This window comes from Streptomyces sp. BPTC-684, assembly GCF_030028635.1.
Lineage (GTDB): Bacteria > Actinomycetota > Actinomycetes > Streptomycetales > Streptomycetaceae > Streptomyces > Streptomyces noboritoensis.
In genome coordinates, this window is record NZ_CP124863.1 from 4770091 (window position 1) to 4787957 (window position 17867).

The 17867-nt window shown below is 72.6% G+C and carries 13 protein-coding genes; 9 read left to right on the top strand and 4 right to left on the bottom strand.

The window, feature by feature from the left end; all coding sequences use genetic code 11:
- Positions 1–159 precede the first annotated feature (159 nt).
- The 4 genes from QIY60_RS21075 to QIY60_RS21090 form a co-directional block, all read right to left on the bottom strand.
- Complete coding sequence (locus QIY60_RS21075) at positions 160–2571, bottom strand: DUF3488 and transglutaminase-like domain-containing protein (protein ID WP_283143823.1); 2412 nt, start codon at positions 2569–2571, stop codon at positions 160–162.
- On the bottom strand, positions 2568–3974 hold the full coding sequence (locus tag QIY60_RS21080; RefSeq protein ID WP_283143824.1) for a DUF58 domain-containing protein: 1407 nt from the start codon (positions 3972–3974) through the stop codon (positions 2568–2570). Before QIY60_RS21080 ends, QIY60_RS21075 begins: the two co-directional genes overlap by 4 nt.
- The gene (locus QIY60_RS21085; protein WP_190088763.1) at positions 3974–4984 is read right to left on the bottom strand and encodes a MoxR family ATPase; all 1011 of its coding nucleotides are present in this window, start codon (positions 4982–4984) and stop codon (positions 3974–3976) included. The genes QIY60_RS21080 and QIY60_RS21085 overlap by 1 nt, the downstream gene beginning before the upstream one ends.
- A 293-nt stretch (positions 4985–5277) precedes the next feature.
- Positions 5278–5841, bottom strand: coding sequence for a carbonic anhydrase (locus QIY60_RS21090; RefSeq protein WP_283143825.1), 564 nt, complete (start codon positions 5839–5841; stop codon positions 5278–5280).
- 409 nt (positions 5842–6250) lie between these two features.
- Between QIY60_RS21090 and rsmH the strand changes: the two genes are divergently transcribed.
- Genes rsmH through murG form a run of 9 tightly spaced genes read left to right on the top strand, consistent with a single transcriptional unit; the run spans position 6251 to position 17856 of the window.
- Positions 6251–7255, top strand: a complete 1005-nt coding sequence (rsmH, locus tag QIY60_RS21095) for a 16S rRNA (cytosine(1402)-N(4))-methyltransferase RsmH (protein ID WP_283143826.1) — start codon at positions 6251–6253, stop codon at positions 7253–7255.
- The gene (locus QIY60_RS21100) at positions 7252–7833 is read left to right on the top strand and encodes a septum formation initiator (protein WP_283143827.1); all 582 of its coding nucleotides are present in this window, start codon (positions 7252–7254) and stop codon (positions 7831–7833) included. The genes rsmH and QIY60_RS21100 overlap by 4 nt, the downstream gene beginning before the upstream one ends.
- Before the next feature lie 4 nt (positions 7834–7837).
- A complete protein-coding gene (locus QIY60_RS21105; RefSeq protein WP_283143828.1) occupies positions 7838–9769 on the top strand; it encodes a penicillin-binding protein 2 in 1932 nt (643 codons plus the stop codon).
- Between the two features lie 14 nt (positions 9770–9783).
- On the top strand, positions 9784–11472 hold the full coding sequence (locus QIY60_RS21110) for a UDP-N-acetylmuramoyl-L-alanyl-D-glutamate--2,6-diaminopimelate ligase (protein WP_283143829.1): 1689 nt from the start codon (positions 9784–9786) through the stop codon (positions 11470–11472).
- On the top strand, positions 11469–12875 hold the full coding sequence (gene murF, locus QIY60_RS21115) for a UDP-N-acetylmuramoyl-tripeptide--D-alanyl-D-alanine ligase (RefSeq protein ID WP_283143830.1): 1407 nt from the start codon (positions 11469–11471) through the stop codon (positions 12873–12875). The genes QIY60_RS21110 and murF overlap by 4 nt, the downstream gene beginning before the upstream one ends.
- Positions 12872–13942 carry a phospho-N-acetylmuramoyl-pentapeptide-transferase gene (gene mraY / locus QIY60_RS21120; RefSeq protein ID WP_283143831.1) on the top strand — a complete coding sequence of 357 codons (1071 nt, stop codon included), beginning with the start codon at positions 12872–12874 and terminating at the stop codon, positions 13940–13942. The genes murF and mraY overlap by 4 nt, the downstream gene beginning before the upstream one ends.
- Positions 13924–15354, top strand: a complete 1431-nt coding sequence (gene murD, locus QIY60_RS21125) for a UDP-N-acetylmuramoyl-L-alanine--D-glutamate ligase (RefSeq protein WP_283143832.1) — start codon at positions 13924–13926, stop codon at positions 15352–15354. The genes mraY and murD overlap by 19 nt, the downstream gene beginning before the upstream one ends.
- Before the next feature lie 60 nt (positions 15355–15414).
- The gene (gene ftsW, locus QIY60_RS21130; protein WP_283143833.1) at positions 15415–16764 is read left to right on the top strand and encodes a putative lipid II flippase FtsW; all 1350 of its coding nucleotides are present in this window, start codon (positions 15415–15417) and stop codon (positions 16762–16764) included.
- A gap of 6 nt (positions 16765–16770) precedes the next feature.
- The gene (gene murG / locus QIY60_RS21135) at positions 16771–17856 is read left to right on the top strand and encodes an undecaprenyldiphospho-muramoylpentapeptide beta-N-acetylglucosaminyltransferase (RefSeq protein WP_101387923.1); all 1086 of its coding nucleotides are present in this window, start codon (positions 16771–16773) and stop codon (positions 17854–17856) included.
- Positions 17857–17867 lie beyond the last annotated feature (11 nt).

A 17867-nucleotide genomic window follows, 5' to 3' on the forward strand; every position in this document is an offset into this window, starting at 1 on the left:
CTCAAGCGCCGGACGGGCTGGATAGTCGCCCGCCCGGCGCTTGAAGGGAAACCGGCCCGGCTGAAGGGAACCCGGCCGGGCACCTGGCCGGACCAGCGGAGCTGGATTTCGCTCGGGCCTGGCCGGGGCCCACTCTTCGGACCCCGGCCCGTCAGTGCCTCACGCCGACCCCCGCGTCGGCTTCCGCGTCGGCTTCCGTACCAGCGTCCTCACCCGGTTCGCCATACGGGACGTCAGCGCCTCCCACTTCGCCGTCGTCGTCCAGGCCAGGCGGACCGCCGAGCGGGGGGCCAGGTCGGCGCGGAGGCGGGGCCAGGTGGGGAGGGACGTGCGCAGGCCCGTGCGGATCTCCTGGGCGGTCTCCGTGAGGCCCGTGGGGCGCTGCGGGCTCGGGGCGTACAGCACCTGCTCCACCGCGCTCGCCGCGCGGTGCACCGCCTCCGCCGCCGTGCCGTCAAGACTGCCGAGCCGCACCATGCGGGCCGCCGCCTTGCGCGGGGTCAGCGAGTCGTCGGGGACGATGCCGTGGTCCCAGGCCGTGTCGGTGACCTCCCGCCACACCGCCAGCGTGGCGGTGACCGGATCGGCCTCCGGGTGCCCGGCCCGGGCGAGCCGCCGCGACCGTACCCGGACCCGCCACAGCCAGGGCAGCAGCGGCAGCGCCAGCGCCGCGAGCACGCCCAGGGCCACCGCGGCCACCGTGGCCGGCGGGGTCCCGCCGCCGTCGCCGCCCGTGGGGGCTGCCGGGGCCACCGCGCCGCACTCGTTCTGCTTGCGCATCTGCGCCGGGCAGGAGGACGACGGGGACGGCGCCGCCGAGGGCTTCGTCGAGGGGCCGTCGGACGGCTTCACCGGGTTGCTGGGAGCGCCCGACGGGGTGTCCGGCCGGGTGTAGTCCGGGGCGGAACCGCGCGAGGGGGTCGGCTCGAACCGGGTCCAGCCCACGCCCTCGAAGTACAGCTCGGGCCACGCGTGCGCGTCCCGCAGCCCCACCGACATCGTCCCGTCCGGGCGCGGCTCGCCGGGCGTGAAGCCCACCGCCACCCGGGCCGGTATGCCCAGGGTCCGGGCCATCGCGGCCATCGTGAAGGAGAAGTGGACGCAGAAGCCCTGCTTGTCCTTGAGGAAGCGGGCGATCGCCTCCGTACCGCTGCCGGACTCCACCTGGGTGTCGTACGTGAACCCGCCCTTCACCGCGAACCAGTCCTGGAGCATGACCGCCCGCTGGTAGTCGGTGGTCGCGCCCTTGGTGATGCGGCGGGCCGTCTGGTTCACGATCCGCGGCAGGGTCTGCGGGACCTTCGTGTACTCCTGCACGAGCGCCGGGGGAGCGGGCTGCGAGGCGGCCAACTGGTCCGCCGTCGGCCGCACCTGGAGGCTGCTGACCTGGTACTGCACGCCCTGCGTGGTCTGTCCCCGGTCGCCGACGAGGGTCCGGCCGACCGGCTCGAAGCGCCAGTGCCCGCCGATGTCGACCTTGGTCGCCGGGTAGGGCATCGGCAGCCAGTTCTGGGTGTACCAGCCGGCGGCCGAGACGCTGGTCCTGATCTCCGCGGTGCCGATCGACGGGCTCAGCCCGTCGGGCTGCGGCAGCACGTCCGGCACGTCCTTGATCTTGCGCTCGGACGACTTCCAGGACGCCCCGTCGAACTGGTCGAGGGCCACGATCCGCAGGTACATGTCCTGGGTGTCCTGGGCGTTGGTGCGGTAGCGCAGGACCTCGCGGTCCTCGGGCTGGTTGAGGCTGTTCTGGAGCGAGACCAGCGGGTTGACCGCCGAGATCGTGCCGCCACCGCCGCCCTCACCGCTGCCGCCGCCGGAGCCGCCGAGCAGCCCGGTGCCCATGGCGGGCAGCGCGGCCGGGATCACCAGGGCGATGCCCAGGGCGAGCGCCCCGATCCGGCGGCCGGTGCGGACCGGCGCGAGCGGGCCGCCGTCCGACTCGAACGGCGTCTGCGGCCGGTCGGACCGGGCCGCCCCGCCGAACACCCGCCCCCACTGGGAGAGCCGGTCGCGGCCCTCGGCGAGCAGGAGCAGCAGATAGCCGGCGGCCGCCAGGAGGAACCACAGCCAGCTCGCCCCGCCGTTGGAGAGCCCCGCGGCCACCGAGTACAGCGCGAGCAGCGGCAGTCCGGCCGGGGCGGCGCTGCGGAAGGTCACGGCCAGCGCGTCCACCGCGAGCCCGATCACCAGCGTGCCGCCGACGACCATCAGCCGGATGCCGTCGGTGCTGGGCGCCGGGATCGTGTACCGGCCGACGTCGTCGGCCCCCTGCCGGAGCAGCTGGGACAGCTGCTCGAAGGCCTCCGGGCCCGGCAGCAGCCCGGCGACGGCCTGTTCCCGCGCGAACACCAGGGTCAGCAGGACCAGCGTCACCACGGCCTGGACCAGCACCGTCAGCGGCCGCGCCAGCGGCACCCGGCGGGCGAGCGCGCCCACCCCCGCCTGGAGGGCGAGCAGGAACGCGGCCTGCACGATCCAGGTCGCCCGGTCGACCAACGGCAGCAGGGAGCACGACGCCATCACCGTGGCGGCGAAGGCGCACAGCGCCAGCCGTCCGCGCCCGCTCATGACCACGCCCCTGACGTTCCCGGTATCCCCGATGTTCCCGACGTCCACGAGGCGCCGCCCGAAGCGGCCCCCGTGCCCGTCCGTTCCTGACCCGCCAGCCGCCACAGGTCCGCGAGAGGTGCGCCCGGCGGCACGGCCAGCGCCGTCCACCCGGCCTCGCGCAGCAGCCGCAGCGACCGCTCGGCCTGGCCGTGGCCCCCGGGCGGTGGCGAGCCGTGCGTCCACAGGTCGCTGTCCAGGACGAAGGCGACGGCCGCGCCGCTGCGCCGCCGCATCTTCGCCGCGACCGCGGCCTGCTCCTCGTCGAGGTCCCCGAAGAACCCGACGAGCAGTCCTTCGTTCCCGCCGCGCAGCACGTCGTACGCGCGCGAGAGCCCGCCGCCGTCGGAGTGGTCCACGACCGCGAGGGTGTCCATCATCAGCCCCGCCGAGTCCGAGGAGTCCTGGGTGGATCCGGCGAACCCGCCCGCCCCCTCGCCCGGCACCGAGCTGCCGGTGTCGGTCAGCAGCCGCACCGAATAGCCGCGCTCCAGCATGTGCACCAGCGTCGAGGCCGTGCCCGAGACGGCCCATTCGAAGGCCGAATCCGGGCCCGCGCCCGCGTACGCGATGTCCCGGGTGTCGAGGAGCACCGTGCACCGGGCCCGCTGCGGCTGCTCCTCGCGGCGCACCATCAGCTCGCCGTAGCGCGCGGTGGAGCGCCAGTGCACCCGGCGCAGGTCGTCGCCGTGCCGGTACAGGCGCGGGATGACGTCGTCCTCACCGGCGAGCGCCAGCGAGCGCTGGCGGCCGTCGCCGTACCCGGCGGCCTCGCCCGAGAGCCGTACGGGAGGCAGCGGCTCGGTGCGCGGTATGACCGTGAGGGTGTCGAAGGCGCTGAACGCGCGCGTGAGCTCGCACATCCCGAACGGGTCGGTCAGGCGCAGCTGGAGCGGGCCGAGCGGATAGCGCCCGCGCAGGTCCGACCGGACCCGGTAGGACACCTCGCGCTTGCCGCCCGCCTCCACCCGGTCCAGTACGAAACGGGGCCGGGGGCCCAGCACGTACGGCACCCGGTCCTGGAGCATGAGCAGGCCGGTGGGCAGCCGGGAGACGTTGTCGACCCGCAGGTGCACCCGGGCCTCGGAGCCCGCGGGCACGCGCGCGGGGGAGAGGCGCCGGCTGCCCGCGACCCGGTAGCGCGTGCGGTACAGCACGGTCGTGCAGACCAGGGGCAGCACGGCGAGCAGCAGCCCGACCCGCAGCAGATCCTCCTGGCCCAGTACGTACGCACAGATCGCGGCGGCGATTCCGGCGGCCAGGAAGGACCGGCCGCGTGTGGTCAGCCCGGACAGGGCGGCCCGGGCACCGCCCTTCTCGGCGCTCTCCGGCCCGGCCTCGGCCGGGGGTCCCCCGGCCGCCATCACAGCCGCCGGGTGCCGGGCTGCTGCTGGCCGTAGAGCGGGCCGCCCGCCTGCGGCACGGGGGTGTGCTGGAGGATCTCCAGGACGACCTGCTCGGCGGTGCGGCGGTTCAACTGGGCCTGGGCGGTGGGCAGCAGCCGGTGCGCGAGCACCGCGACGGCGAGCGCCTGGACGTCGTCCGGCAGTGCGTACTCCCGGCCGCTGAGGGCCGCGGTCGCCTTGGCCGCGCGCAGCAGGTGCAGGGTGGCGCGCGGCGAGGCGCCGAGTCTGAGGTCGGGGTGGTTGCGGGTGGCCCCGACCAGCTGCACCGCGTACCGCCGGACGGCTTCGGCGACGTGGACCTTGCGGACCGCGTCGACGAGCTTGACGATGTCGTGCGCGTGCGCCACCGGCTGGAGGTCGTCGAGCGGCGAGACCGCGCCGTGCACGTCGAGCATCTGGAGCTCGGCCTCGGCGGACGGGTAGCCGATCGAGACGCGGGCCATGAAGCGGTCGCGCTGGGCCTCGGGGAGCGGGTAGGTGCCCTCCATCTCCACCGGGTTCTGGGTGGCCACCACCATGAAGGGGCTGGGCAGTTCGTAGGTCTGGCCGTCGATGGTGACCTGGCGCTCCTCCATCGACTCCAGGAGCGCGGACTGCGTCTTGGGCGAGGCGCGGTTGATCTCGTCGCCGATCACGATCTGCGCGAAGATCGCGCCCGGCTTGAACTCGAAGTCCCGCCGCTGCTGGTCGTAGATCGACACACCGGTGATGTCCGACGGCAGCAGGTCCGGCGTGAACTGGATGCGCCGGACCGAGCAGTCGATGGACTTGGCCAGCGCCTTGGCCAGCATGGTCTTGCCCACGCCCGGGACGTCCTCGATCAGGAGGTGCCCCTCCGCGAGCAGTACGGTCAGCGAGAGCCGTACGACCTCGGGCTTGCCCTCGATCACACCCTCCACCGACCTGCGGACGCGCTCCGCAGTGGCGGTCAGATCTGTGAGGCTCGCTCGCTCGTCATAGGTCGTCACCCGGCCCTCCTCGGCCCTTCCCCCCGCTCGGGGAGCGGGGGGTTACCCCAGTTGCCTGGTGGGCCGGCGCACTGGAAACGGCACGGCCCACCTCGAAATACGGACACCGCGCCCGAGGCGTTCGGACGGATGCCACACCCGCATTCTTGTTGCCGTCGCCGCGTCGTGTCACTCGCCTGTGGATAACTGGAGGGGATATGTCGGGGGTTGCCGTGTTTTTGTCACCGAAGGGAACCTGAAGAGATCCCGAAGCGACGCGGAATCGAGTCCGAAACGGGCCCCAGCGGGTGGGCTCAGGCCGCCGGGTCTATTTCGCGCAGCAGGCCAGTGGTGACGTCGAAGACGAATCCGCGCACGTCGTCGACGTGCGGCAGGAACGGCGAGGTGCGGACCCGCTGCATGGACTGGCGCACGTCCTGGTCGACGTCGCGGAAGGACTCCACGGCCCAGGCGGGGCGCTGGCCGACCTCGTCCTCCAGCTCGTGGCGGAAGTCCTCGGTGAGCGCCTCCAGGCCGCAGCCGGTGTGGTGGACGAGCATGATGCTGCGGGTGCCGAGCGCCCGCTGGCTTATGGTCAGCGACCGTATGACGTCGTCGGTGACCACACCGCCGGCGTTGCGGATGGTGTGGCAGTCACCGAGTTCCAGGCCGAGGGCCGCGTGAAGGTCGAGACGGGCGTCCATACAGGCCACGACGGCGACGCGGAGGACCGGCCGGGCGTCCATGCCCGGGTCGCTGAACGCGTCGGCGTAGGTGCGGTTCGCCTCGACGAGCCGGTCGGTGACGGTTCCCCCGTCACGGACCGCGAGGTGGGGGCGGACGGGGTGCTCTGCGGGGCGGTGCGCAGGAGTCGACATGTCTATGACGGTAGTCGCCGTAGATCGTTCAGTCTCGTCATGGGGACGGAAAAATCCCGTCAACTCGGTCGGTTGTGAGGTAACCCACAAGCGTGGTAATCGGTCGCCCGTGCGGGTGAAAAGCGCACCCCGCGACGCGCTGGGCCGTTGATTGACCGAAAGGACCGGTGGACTAAAGTGACGCGAAGTGGGAGGGGTGACACGCTCCGGCCCGCTTGCGGGGACAGATTCCGTATCCGCAGTACAGAGCAGTTGCACAGTTTCCCCCCGCGTGCGCGGCGCGCGTACGGCTCGGCCTCCCCCCGCTCGCCGGTCGGCTGACGCCACTTCCCCGGCGCCGGCAGACCTTCCGAGCGGGTGGGGACCCGGCGGTATGCGCCCGGTGCCCGCCGGACCTGAGAGGGCCAAAGTGACAGGGCGCGAAGCGCTTCCCAGCGAGGGCGGCGACGGGCGACGGGAGGGACAGAGCCGGCACGTCCCGGTGATGCTCCAGCGGTGCCTGGACCTGCTGGCTCCGGCCCTGACGCAGCCGGGGGCGGTCGTCGTCGACTGCACCCTGGGCCTCGGCGGCCACAGTGAGGCCCTGCTGACCCGGTTCCCCGAGGTACGCCTGATCGCCCTCGACCGGGACAAGGAGGCCCTGCGGCTCTCCGGCGAGCGCCTGGCGCCCTACGGGGAGCGCGCGACGCTGGTCCACGCCGTCTACGACGAGCTCCCCGAGGTCCTGGACCGGCTCGGCGTCCCGCGCGTCCAGGGAATCCTCTTCGACCTCGGCGTCTCCTCGATGCAGCTCGACGAGGCCGACCGCGGCTTCGCCTACGCGCAGGACGCCCCGCTCGACATGCGCATGGACCAGACCACCGGCGTCAGCGCGGCCGAGGTGCTCAACACCTACCCGCCGGGCGAGCTGGTGCGGATCCTGCGGCAGTACGGCGAGGAGAAGCAGGCCAAGCGGATCGTCTCGGCGATCGTCCGCGAGCGCGAGAAGGAGCCGTTCAGCAACAGCGCGCGGCTGGTCGAGCTGATCCGCGACTCGCTGCCGCAGGCCGCCAAGCGCACCGGCGGCAACCCCGCCAAGCGCACCTTCCAGGCCCTGCGCATCGAGGTCAACGGCGAGCTCTCGGTCCTGGAGCGGGCGATCCCGGCGGCCGTGGCGGCCCTGGACGTCGGCGGCCGGATCGCGGTCCTCTCGTACCACTCGCTGGAGGACCGCCTGGTCAAGCAGGTCTTCGCGGCCGGCGCCGCCAACACCGCGCCGCCGGGTCTGCCGGTCGTGCCCGAGCAGTACCAGCCGCGCCTCAAGCTGCTGACCCGCGGCGCCGAACTGCCCACGGAGGAGGAGGTCGCCGAGAACCGGCGGGCGGCCCCCGCCAGGTTCCGCGGGGCCCAGCGGATCCGGGAGGACCTGCGGTGAGCCGACCGGCCAGGCAGCTGCGGGGGCGGGCGGCCCGGCTCGGCCGGCTGCTGCCCCCCGCGGGCGCGCGCAGCGCCGCGCGCACCCCCTTCGTGCTGCTGGTCGTCGTGCTCCTCGGCGGCGGTCTGATCAGCCTGCTGCTGCTGAACTCCGCGCTGAACGAGGGCTCGTTCAAGCTGAGCGAGCTGCGCCGCCAGACCACCGAGCTCACCGACGAGCAGCAGGCCCTCCAGCACGACGTGGACGGCCTCTCCGCCCCCGACGCGCTCTCCCGCCGGGCCACCGAGCTCGGCATGGTCCCCGGCGGCAGCCCCCTCTTCCTCAACCCCAACGGCACGGTCAAGGGCGTGCCCGGCGCGGGCGCCGCCCAGCCGGCCCCGGCGCTCAGCCCGGAGATGGTCCAGGGCGCGGCCGTGACGGCCCCCGCGTCCGCGCCCGCCACCGAGCCCCCGGCGCCCAACGCCCAGCCGACCCCCGCGCCCGCGCACACCCCCTCCGGCACGCCGCCGCGTGCCCCCGCTCCCGCCGCGCCCCCGGCGCCCGCCCCCGCGAAGACCTCCCCGACCCCCGGCAGGTGACGCAGTGAGCCCCCAGGAACCACCGCGCCGCCGGGTGCCAGGACCCGCGCGGCCGCGCCCCCAGGCCCGCCCGGCGCAGCGCCGCCCCAAGGCCCCCGCGCGCCTGAGACTCGGCAGCCCCCGGCCCCGGCTGCGGCTGGTCAGCCTGGGGCTCACCCTCGTCATGATCGCCTTCGTGGTCCGGCTGCTCCAGGTGCAGGCGGTCGACGCCAGCGCGTACTCCGCCAAGGCGGAGAAGAACCGGTACGCCAGCTATGCGCTGCCCGCCGAGCGCGGCGAGATCACCGACCGCGCCGGCGTCGCCCTGGCCACCAGCGTCGACGCGTACGACATCACCGCCGATCCGTCGATGTTCACGCCGGCGGCCAGCAAGGCCGACGACGCCCCCGAGCAGGCCGCGGCCCTGCTGTCCCCGCTGATCGGCAAGGACCAGGAGGAGATCGCCAAGAGGCTCAAGACGCCCAAGAGCCGCTATGTGGTCCTCGCCCGCCGCCAGACCCCGCAGGTGTGGAACCAGATCAAGGACCTGAAGAAGGTCTTCGCCGAGAAGGCCCGGGCCGATCTGGCCAAGGGCGGCCCCGGCGCCAATGTGCTCGGCGGCGTCTTCAACGAGTCCAGCAGCAAGCGGGTCTACCCCAACGGCGACCTCGCCGCCGGGATACTGGGCTACGTCAACGCCGAGGGGCGCGGCGGCGGGGGCCTGGAGTCCCAGCTCGACAAGGTCCTGGCCGGCCAGGACGGCAAGATCACCTACGCCCAGTCGGGCGGCCGCCGGGTGCCCACCGCGGGCACCCGCGAGACCCCGGCCGTGCCCGGCTCGGGCGTCGAGCTGACCATCGACCGGGACATCCAGTGGATGGCCCAGAAGGCCATCACCGACCAGGTCCGCAAGTCCCAGGCCGACCGGGGCTATGTGGTGGTCCAGCGCACCGACACCGGCGAGGTCCTGGCCATGGCCAACGCGCCCGGCTTCGACCCCAACGACCTCGCGCACGCCAACAGGGCGGCGCTGGGCAACGCGGCCGTCCAGGACGTGTACGAGCCGGGCTCCACCGCCAAGGTCATGTCCATGGCCGCGGTCCTGGAGGAGAACGCGGCGACCCCGCTGACCCACGTCACCGTGCCCAACCGGCTGCACCGCGGCGACCGGCTCTTCAAGGACGACATCGACCACCCGACCTGGAACCTGACGCTCAACGGCGTCCTCGCCAAGTCCAGCAACATCGGCACGATCCTCGCCGTGGAGCAGCTCGGCAAGACCGACGCCGAGGCCGACCAGGTCCTCTACTCGTATCTGCGCAAGTTCGGCCTCGGCTCGCCGACCGGCCTCGGCTACCCAGGCGAGACCCCCGGCATCCTGGCGCCGCCGCAGAAGTGGTCGACCTCCCAGCAGTACACGGTCCGCTTCGGCCAGGGCCTCTCGCTCAGCGCCATGCAGGCGGCCTCCGTGTACTCGACGATCGCCAACGGCGGGGTGCGGATCGAACCGACGCTGGTACGGGGCACCAAGGGCCCCGACGGCCGCTTCACCCCGGCCCCCGCGCCCAAGCAGTCCCGGGTGGTCAGCGAGAAGACCGCCAAGACCGTGGCCGAGATGCTGGAGTCGGTGGTCGGCGACGAGGAGGGAACCGGAACCAAGGCCCGCATCCCCGGCTACCGGGTCGCGGGCAAGACCGGAACCGCCAACCGAGTCGACCCGAAGACCGGCCGCTACCACGGCTACACCGCGTCCTTCGCCGGCTTCGCCCCCGCCGACAAGCCCGCGATCACCGTCTACTGCGCCATCCAGAACCCGACCAAGGGCAGCTACTTCGGCGGCCAGATCTGCGGCCCGATCTACAAGCAGGTGATGGAGTTCGCGCTCAAGACCCTGCAGATCCCGCCGACCGGCGCCAAGCAGCCCCATCTGCCCGTCTCCTTCGGCGGCAACGACTGAATCCGGAACCATCAGTGACAACCATCACCCCCGGTCCCGGGAACCAGGACCGCAACCACCCCGCCCCGCCCCCCTCTTTTGGCGACCCGGCGGGTACGCCCGGTACGCTCACCGCCGTGCCACACGCTGATCAGTACCGAACCACCCCGCAGGACGCCCCCGCGCACCAGCCGGGAGCGCCCCGGCCGGACCGGGCCCGCCCGACATCCCTGGGCGAACTGGCCGACCGGCTGGGCGCCGAGACCCCGGGGTCGGGAGAGGTCACCGGCATCACCCACGACTCCCGCGCGGTCCGCCCCGGCGACCTCTACGCGGCCCTGCCGGGCGCCCGCTTCCACGGCGCCGACTTCGCGGCCCAGGCCGCGGGCCTGGGAGCTGCCGCCGTCCTCACCGACCCGGCGGGCGCCGACCGCGCCGCCGCGACCGGCCTGCCGGTCCTGGTCACCGAGGACCCGCGCGGCGCCATGGGCGAGCTGGCCGCCGAGATCTACGGGCGCCCCGGCCGCGACCTGCTCCAGCTGGGCATCACCGGAACCTCCGGGAAGACCACCACCGCGTACCTCGTCGAGGGCGGGCTGCGCGGGGCGGGCCACCGCACCGGCCTGATCGGCACGGTCGAGATGCGCATCGGCGACGAGCGCATCAAGTCCGAGCGCACCACCCCCGAAGCCACCGACCTGCAGGCCCTGTTCGCGGTGATGCGCGAGCGCGGGGTCGAGTCGGTCGCCATGGAGGTCTCCAGCCACGCCCTGGTGCTCGGCCGGGTCGACGGCTGCGTCTTCGACGTCGCCGTCTTCAACAACCTGAGCCCGGAGCACATGGAGTTCCACTCCGACATGGAGGACTACTTCCGGGCCAAGGCGCAGCTGTTCACGCCGGAGCGCGCGCGGCTCGGGGTGGTGAACCTCGACGACGAGTACGGCCGCAGACTGGCCGCCGGCGAGTCCGGCATCGAGGTCACCACCTTCTCGGCCGAGGGCCACCCGGACGCCGACTGGCGCGCCGAGGACGTGGACGTACGCCAGGACAGCTCGACCTTCACGGCCGTCGGCCCCAAGGGCGAGCGGATCTCCGCCACCGCCCCGCTGCCCGGCCCCTTCAACGTGGCCAACACCCTCGCCGCGATCGTCACGCTGGCCGTCGCGGGCATCGACCCGCAGACCGCTGCCGACGGCGTGGCCGCCGTACCGGGCGTGCCCGGCCGCCTCGAGCGGGTGGACGCGGGCCAGCGGTTCCTGGCGGTGGTGGACTACGCGCACAAGACGGACGCCGTCGAATCGGTTTTGCGCTCGCTGCGCAAGGTCACCCGGGGCAAGCTGCACATCGTCCTGGGCTGCGGCGGGGACCGCGACCAGACCAAGCGGGCGCCGATGGGCGCCGCTGCCGCCAGGCTCGCCGACACCGCCGTACTGACCTCGGACAACCCCCGCTCCGAGGACCCCCTCGCCATCCTCGCCGCGATGCTCGCGGGCGCCGCCGAGGTGCCCGTCCACGAGCGCGGCGACGTCCTGGTCGACGCCGACCGGGCCGCCGCCATCGCCGCGGCCGTGGCCCGCGCCGAACCGGGCGACACCGTCCTGGTCGCGGGCAAGGGCCACGAACAGGGCCAGGACACCGCCGGAGTGGTCCGCCCCTTCGACGACCGTCTGGTCCTGCGGGCCGCGATCGAACACCGCCAAGCACAGTCAGGGATGAAGCAGTGATCGCCCTCTCCCTCGCCGAGATCGCCGAAATCGTCGGCGGGCAGTCGTACGACATACCGGATCCGTCCGTCCAGGTCACCGGATCCGTCGTCATCGACTCCCGCCTGGTGGCGCCCGGTTCCCTCTTCGCCGCCTTCGCGGGCGAGCACGTCGACGGCCACGACTACGCGCGCGTGGCGTACGAGGCGGGAGCGGTGGCCGTGCTGGCCGCCCGGCCCGTCGGCGTGCCCGCGATCGTCGTCGACGACGTCCAGGGCGCCCTCGGGGCGCTGGCCCGCGAGGTCGTGCGCCGTCTGGGCACCGATGTGGTGGCGCTCACCGGCTCCTCCGGCAAGACCTCCACCAAGGACCTGATCGCGCAGGTGCTCCAGCGGCACGCGCCGACGGTCTACACACCGGGCTCGCTCAACAACGAGATCGGCCTGCCGCTGACCGCGCTCACCGCCACCTCCGAGACCCGGCACCTGGTCCTGGAGATGGGCGCGCGCGGCATCGGCCACATCCGCTACCTCACCGGTCTGACCCCGCCGCGGATCGGGCTCGTCCTCAACGTCGGCACCGCCCATATCGGCGAGTTCGGCGGCCGCGAGCAGATCGCCGAGGCCAAGGGCGAACTGGTGGAGGTGCTGCCGCAGGACGGCTGCGCCGTGCTGAACGCGGACGACCCGCTCGTACGGGCCATGGCGCCGCGCACCAAGGCGCGCGTCGTGCTCTTCGGCGAGGCCGAGGACGCGGACGTACGCGCCGAGAATGTCCGGCTCACAGCAGCCGGACAGCCCTCCTTCAGGCTTCACACACCCTCCGGGTGCAGCGACGTGACCTTGCGCCTGTACGGTGAGCACCACGTGTCGAACGCGCTCGCCGCGGCCGCCGTCGCCCATGAGCTGGGCATGTCCGCAGACGAGATCGCCCTCGCGCTCTCCGAGGCGGGCACCCTCTCCCGCTGGCGTATGGAGGTCACCGAGCGTCCGGACGGTGTGACAGTCGTCAACGACGCCTACAACGCGAACCCCGAGTCCATGCGAGCCGCCCTGCGCGCGCTCGCGGCCATGGGCAAGGGGCGCCGGACGTGGGCGGTGCTCGGTCCGATGGCCGAGCTCGGCGACGAATCGCTCGCCGAGCACGACGCGGTCGGACGGCTCGCCGTCCGGCTCAACGTCAGCAAGCTCGTGGCAGTCGGGGACCGGGAAGCGTCCTGGCTGCAACTGGGCGCATATAACGAGGGTTCGTGGGGTGAGGAGTCGGTGCACGTGTCCGACGCACAGGCGGCCGTCGACCTGTTGCGCAGTGAACTGCGCCCGGGAGACGTCGTGCTGGTGAAGGCATCGCGGTCGATCGGCCTGGAACGGGTGGCACTCGCGCTGCTCGACGGTGGCGTCGAGGGCGAGGTCGCCGCCCGATGAGGCAGATCCTCTTCGCGGGAGCCATCGGTCTCTTCCTGACCCTGGTCGGCACCCCGTTGCTCATCAAGCTGCTCGCCCGCAAGGGCTACGGCCAGTTCATCCGCGACGACGGGCCGCGCGGCCACGCCGGCAAGAAGGGCACGCCCACCATGGGCGGCATCGCCTTCATCCTGGCCACGCTCATCGCGTACGCCGCGACGAAGGTGATCACCAGCGAGGACCCGACCTTCTCTGGTCTGCTGGTGCTCTTCCTGACCGCCGGCATGGGCCTGGTCGGCTTCCTGGACGACTACATCAAGATCGTCAAGCAGCGTTCGCTGGGCTTGCGCGCCAAGGCGAAGATGGCCGGACAGCTGATCGTCGGCATCGCCTTCGCCGTCCTGTCCCTCCAGTTCGAGGACAAGCGGCACCAGACGCCCGCCTCCACCAAGCTCTCCTTCATCACGGACTTCGGCTGGTCCATCGGCCCCGTCCTGTTCGTGATCTGGGCGCTGTTCATGATTCTCGCCATGTCCAACGGCGTGAACCTGACGGACGGTCTGGACGGTCTGGCCACCGGCGCGTCGGTGATGGTCTTCGGCGCGTACACCTTCATCGGGCTGTGGCAGTTCCAGGAGTCCTGCGCCAACGCGCAGACCCTGACCAACCCCAACGCCTGCTTCGAGGTACGCGACCCACTGGACCTCGCGGTGGTCGCCTCGGCCCTGATGGGCTCCTGCTTCGGCTTCCTGTGGTGGAACACCTCGCCCGCCAAGATCTTCATGGGCGACACCGGTTCGCTCGCGCTCGGCGGCGCGCTCGCGGGTCTGGCGATCTGCTCGCGCACCGAGTTCCTGATCGCGCTGCTCGGCGGCCTCTTCGTGATGATCACCATGTCGGTGGTCATCCAGGTCGGCTCGTTCAAGATGACCGGGAAGCGCGTCTTCCGGATGGCCCCGCTCCAGCACCACTTCGAACTCAAGGGCTGGTCCGAAGTCCTTGTGGTGGTGAGATTCTGGATCATCCAGGGCATGTGCGTCATCGTGGGTCTGGGTCTCTTCTACGCGGGATGGGCAGCCGACAAGTGAGTCAGAGCTGGCAGGGCATGCGGATCACCGTCGCCGGTCTCGGGGTGAGCGGCATCAGCGCCGCCCGCGCCCTGGCCGGTCTCGGCGCCGTGGTGACGGTCGTGGACGGCGGGGACTCCGGTACGCACCGGGAGCGCGCCGCCGAACTGGCGGAGGAAGGTATCTCCGTCCGCCTCGGGGACGCGCAGACGCTCCCCGAGGGGACCGGTCTGGTCGTCACCTCGCCCGGCTGGAAGCCCGACTCCCCGCTGTTCGCGGCCGCCGCCGAGGCGGGCGTGGACGTGGTCGGGGACGTGGAGATCGCCTGGCAGCTGCGCGGCGAGAACGCGGCCCCCTGGCTGGCGATCACCGGTACCAACGGCAAGACCACCACCACCCAGATGCTGGCGTCGATCCTGCGTGCGGCGGGCCTGCGCACCGCCGCCGTCGGCAACATCGGCACGCCGATCATCGACGTGGTGCTCGGCGAGGAGACGTACGACGTACTCGCCGTGGAGCTCTCCAGCTACCAGCTGCACTGGGCGCCCTCGCTGCGCGCCCACTCGGCCGCCGTGCTCAACCTGGCCCCGGACCACCTCGACTGGCACGGCTCCATGGAGGCGTACGCGGCCGACAAGGGCCGGATCTACGAGGGCAACACGGTCGCCTGCGTCTACAACGCGGCGGATCCGGCCACCGAGGACCTGGTCCGCGAGGCCGACGTCGAGGAGGGCTGCCGGGCGATCGGCTTCACCCTCGGCACCCCCGGCCCCTCCCAGCTCGGCGTCGTGGACGGCATCCTGGTCGACCGCGCCTTCGTCGCCAACCGGCAGAAGAACGCCCAGGAGCTGGCCGAGGTCGCGGACGTCAATCCGCCCGCGCCCCACAACATCGCCAACGCCCTCGCGGCGGCCGCCCTCGCCCGCGCCTTCGGCGTCGAGCCCAAGGCCGTACGGGACGGGCTGCGGGCCTTCCGCCCGGACGCCCACCGGATCGCGCACGTGGCGGACGTCGACTCGGTCGCGTACGTGGACGACTCCAAGGCGACCAACACGCACGCCGCCGAGGCCTCCCTGGCCGCCTACGAGCCGATCGTCTGGATCGCCGGGGGCCTCGCCAAGGGCGCGTCCTTCGACGAGCTCGTCCAGCGGTCCGCGAAGCGGCTGCGCGGGGTCGTCCTGATCGGCGCCGAGCGCCGTCTGATCGCCGAAGCGCTGGCGCGACACGCCCCCGAGGTACCGGTGGTCGACCTCGACCGGACCGACACTGGGGCGATGTCCGCGGCGGTCCGCGAGGCGGCCGGTCTGGCGAAGCCCGGGGACACGGTCCTGCTGGCCCCGGCCTGTGCCTCGATGGACATGTTCACCAACTACAACAAGCGCGGCGAGGCGTTCGCGGAAGCGGTCCGCGAACTCGCCGCCGAGCGCGCCTAGCCGGCCGGGACCCGTCCCGCGGACCGGCGGCGCCGGGCACGACTGGAGGGGACAGCACACATGCCGGCCGAAGCGACCCCGCCCGGGCTCGTCCTGCGCAGCCGTGCCGCCGGGTCCGTACGCCGCCCCGCGGTCGGGCGCGGCAGCGGCGGCACCCCGTCACGGCGCCCCCGGGGCGGCGGCCCGCGGCGGCTGTTCGAGCGGGCCCGGCGGGCCTGGGACCGGCCGCTCACCGCGTACTACCTGATCCTCGGCAGCTCGCTGCTGATCACCGTGCTCGGTCTGGTGATGGTCTACTCGGCCTCGATGATCAAGGCCCTGGAGCTGTCGCTGCCGGCCTCGTACTTCTTCCGCAAGCAGTTCCTCGCCGCACTGATCGGCGGCGCCCTGATGTTCGCGGCCGCCCGGATGCCCGCCAAGCTGCACCGGGCGCTCTCGTACCCGATGCTGATGGTCACCGTCTTCCTGATGGTCCTGGTGCAGATCCCCGGGATAGGGATGTCGGTCAACGGCAACCAGAACTGGATCTATCTGGGCGGCCCGTTCCAGCTCCAGCCCAGTGAGTTCGGCAAGCTGGCGCTGATCCTGTGGGGCGCCGACCTGCTCGCCCGCAAGCAGCACAAACGGTTGCTCACCCAGTGGAAGCACATGCTGGTGCCGCTGGTCCCGGTGGCGTTCCTGCTGCTCGGGCTGATCATGCTCGGCGGCGACATGGGCACCGCGATCATCCTCTCCGCGATCCTCTTCGGCCTGCTCTGGCTCGCCGGGGCGCCCACCCGGCTCTTCGGGGGCGTCCTCGCGGTGGCCGGAACCATCGCCGTGCTCCTCATCAAGACCAGCCCCAACCGGATGGGCCGACTCGCCTGCATCGGGGCCACCGACCCCGGCCCGCAGGACCAGTGCTGGCAGGCCGTCCACGGAATCTACGCCCTGGCATCGGGCGGATGGTTCGGTTCCGGTCTGGGTGCGAGTGTGGAAAAATGGGGTCAACTCCCCGAACCGCACACCGACTTCATCTTCGCCATCACCGGTGAGGAACTGGGCCTGGCGGGGACACTGTCGGTGCTCGCCCTGTTCGCGGCTCTAGGCTATGCGGGTATCCGCGTGGCCGGACGCACGGAGGACCCCTTCGTGAGGTACGCCGCGGGAGGTGTGACCACCTGGATCGTGGCCCAGGCCGTGATCAACATCGGTGCGGTGCTCGGCCTGCTGCCGATCGCCGGTGTCCCGCTCCCGCTGTTCTCCTACGGTGGGTCCGCGCTGCTGCCGACCATGTTCGCCGTGGGGCTGCTGATCGCGTTCGCGCGGGACGACCCCGCGGCGCGGGCGGCGCTGGCCATGCGGCAGCCTCGGGTGAGTTGGAAGTCGATGAGACGGCGCGTCAAGAAGCGTCCGTCCGGAGAGCGGTGAATTTCGGTGCATGTCGTACTCGCCGGTGGGGGGACCGCCGGCCACATCGAGCCCGCGCTCGCCCTCGCGGACGCCCTGCGCAGGCAGGACCCGACCGTGGGGATCACGGCCCTGGGCACGGAGAAGGGCCTGGAGACGCGGCTGGTCCCCGAGCGGGGCTATGAACTCGCGCTCATCCCGGCCGTCCCGCTGCCCCGCAGGCCCACCCCCGAACTGATCACCGTCCCGGGGCGGCTGCGCGGCACCATCAAGGCCGCCGAGCAGATCCTGGAGCGCACCAAGGCGGACTGCGTCGTCGGCTTCGGCGGCTATGTGGCGCTGCCCGGCTATCTGGCCGCCAAGCGCCTCGGGGTGCCGATCGTCGTCCACGAGGCCAACGCCCGCCCCGGCCTCGCCAACAAGATCGGCTCGCGGTACGCGGCCGGGGTCGCCGTCGCCACGCCCGACAGCAAGCTGCGCGGCGCCCGCTACATCGGCATCCCGCTGCGGCACTCCATCGCCACCCTCGACCGCGCCCGGGTCCGCCCCGAGGCGCGCGCCGCGTTCGGCCTGGACCCCAACCTGCCGACGCTGCTCGTCTCCGGCGGCTCGCAGGGCGCCCGCCGCCTCAACGAGGTGATCCAGCAGGTCGCTCCGGTGCTCCAGCGCTCCGGCATCCAGATCCTGCACGCGGTCGGCCCGAAGAACGAAGTGCCGCGCGTCGACAACATGCCCGGAATGCCGCCTTACATCCCGGTACCGTACGTGGACCGGATGGATCTCGCGTACGCCGCGGCCGACATGATGCTCTGCCGCGCGGGCGCGATGACCGTCGCCGAACTCTCCGCCGTCGGGCTGCCCGCCGCCTACGTACCGCTGCCGATCGGCAACGGCGAACAGCGGCTCAACGCCCAGCCGGTGGTCAAGGCGGGCGGCGGTCTGCTGGTCGACGACGCCGAGCTCACCCCCGGGTGGGTGCAGGACCAGGTCCTGCCCGTGCTCGCCGACCCGCACCGGCTGTACGAGATGTCCCGCGCCGCCTCCGAGTTCGGCCGCCGGGACGCCGACGACCTGCTCGTCGGCATGGTGTACGAGGCGATCGCCGCGCGCTGACGGAGCGGCAG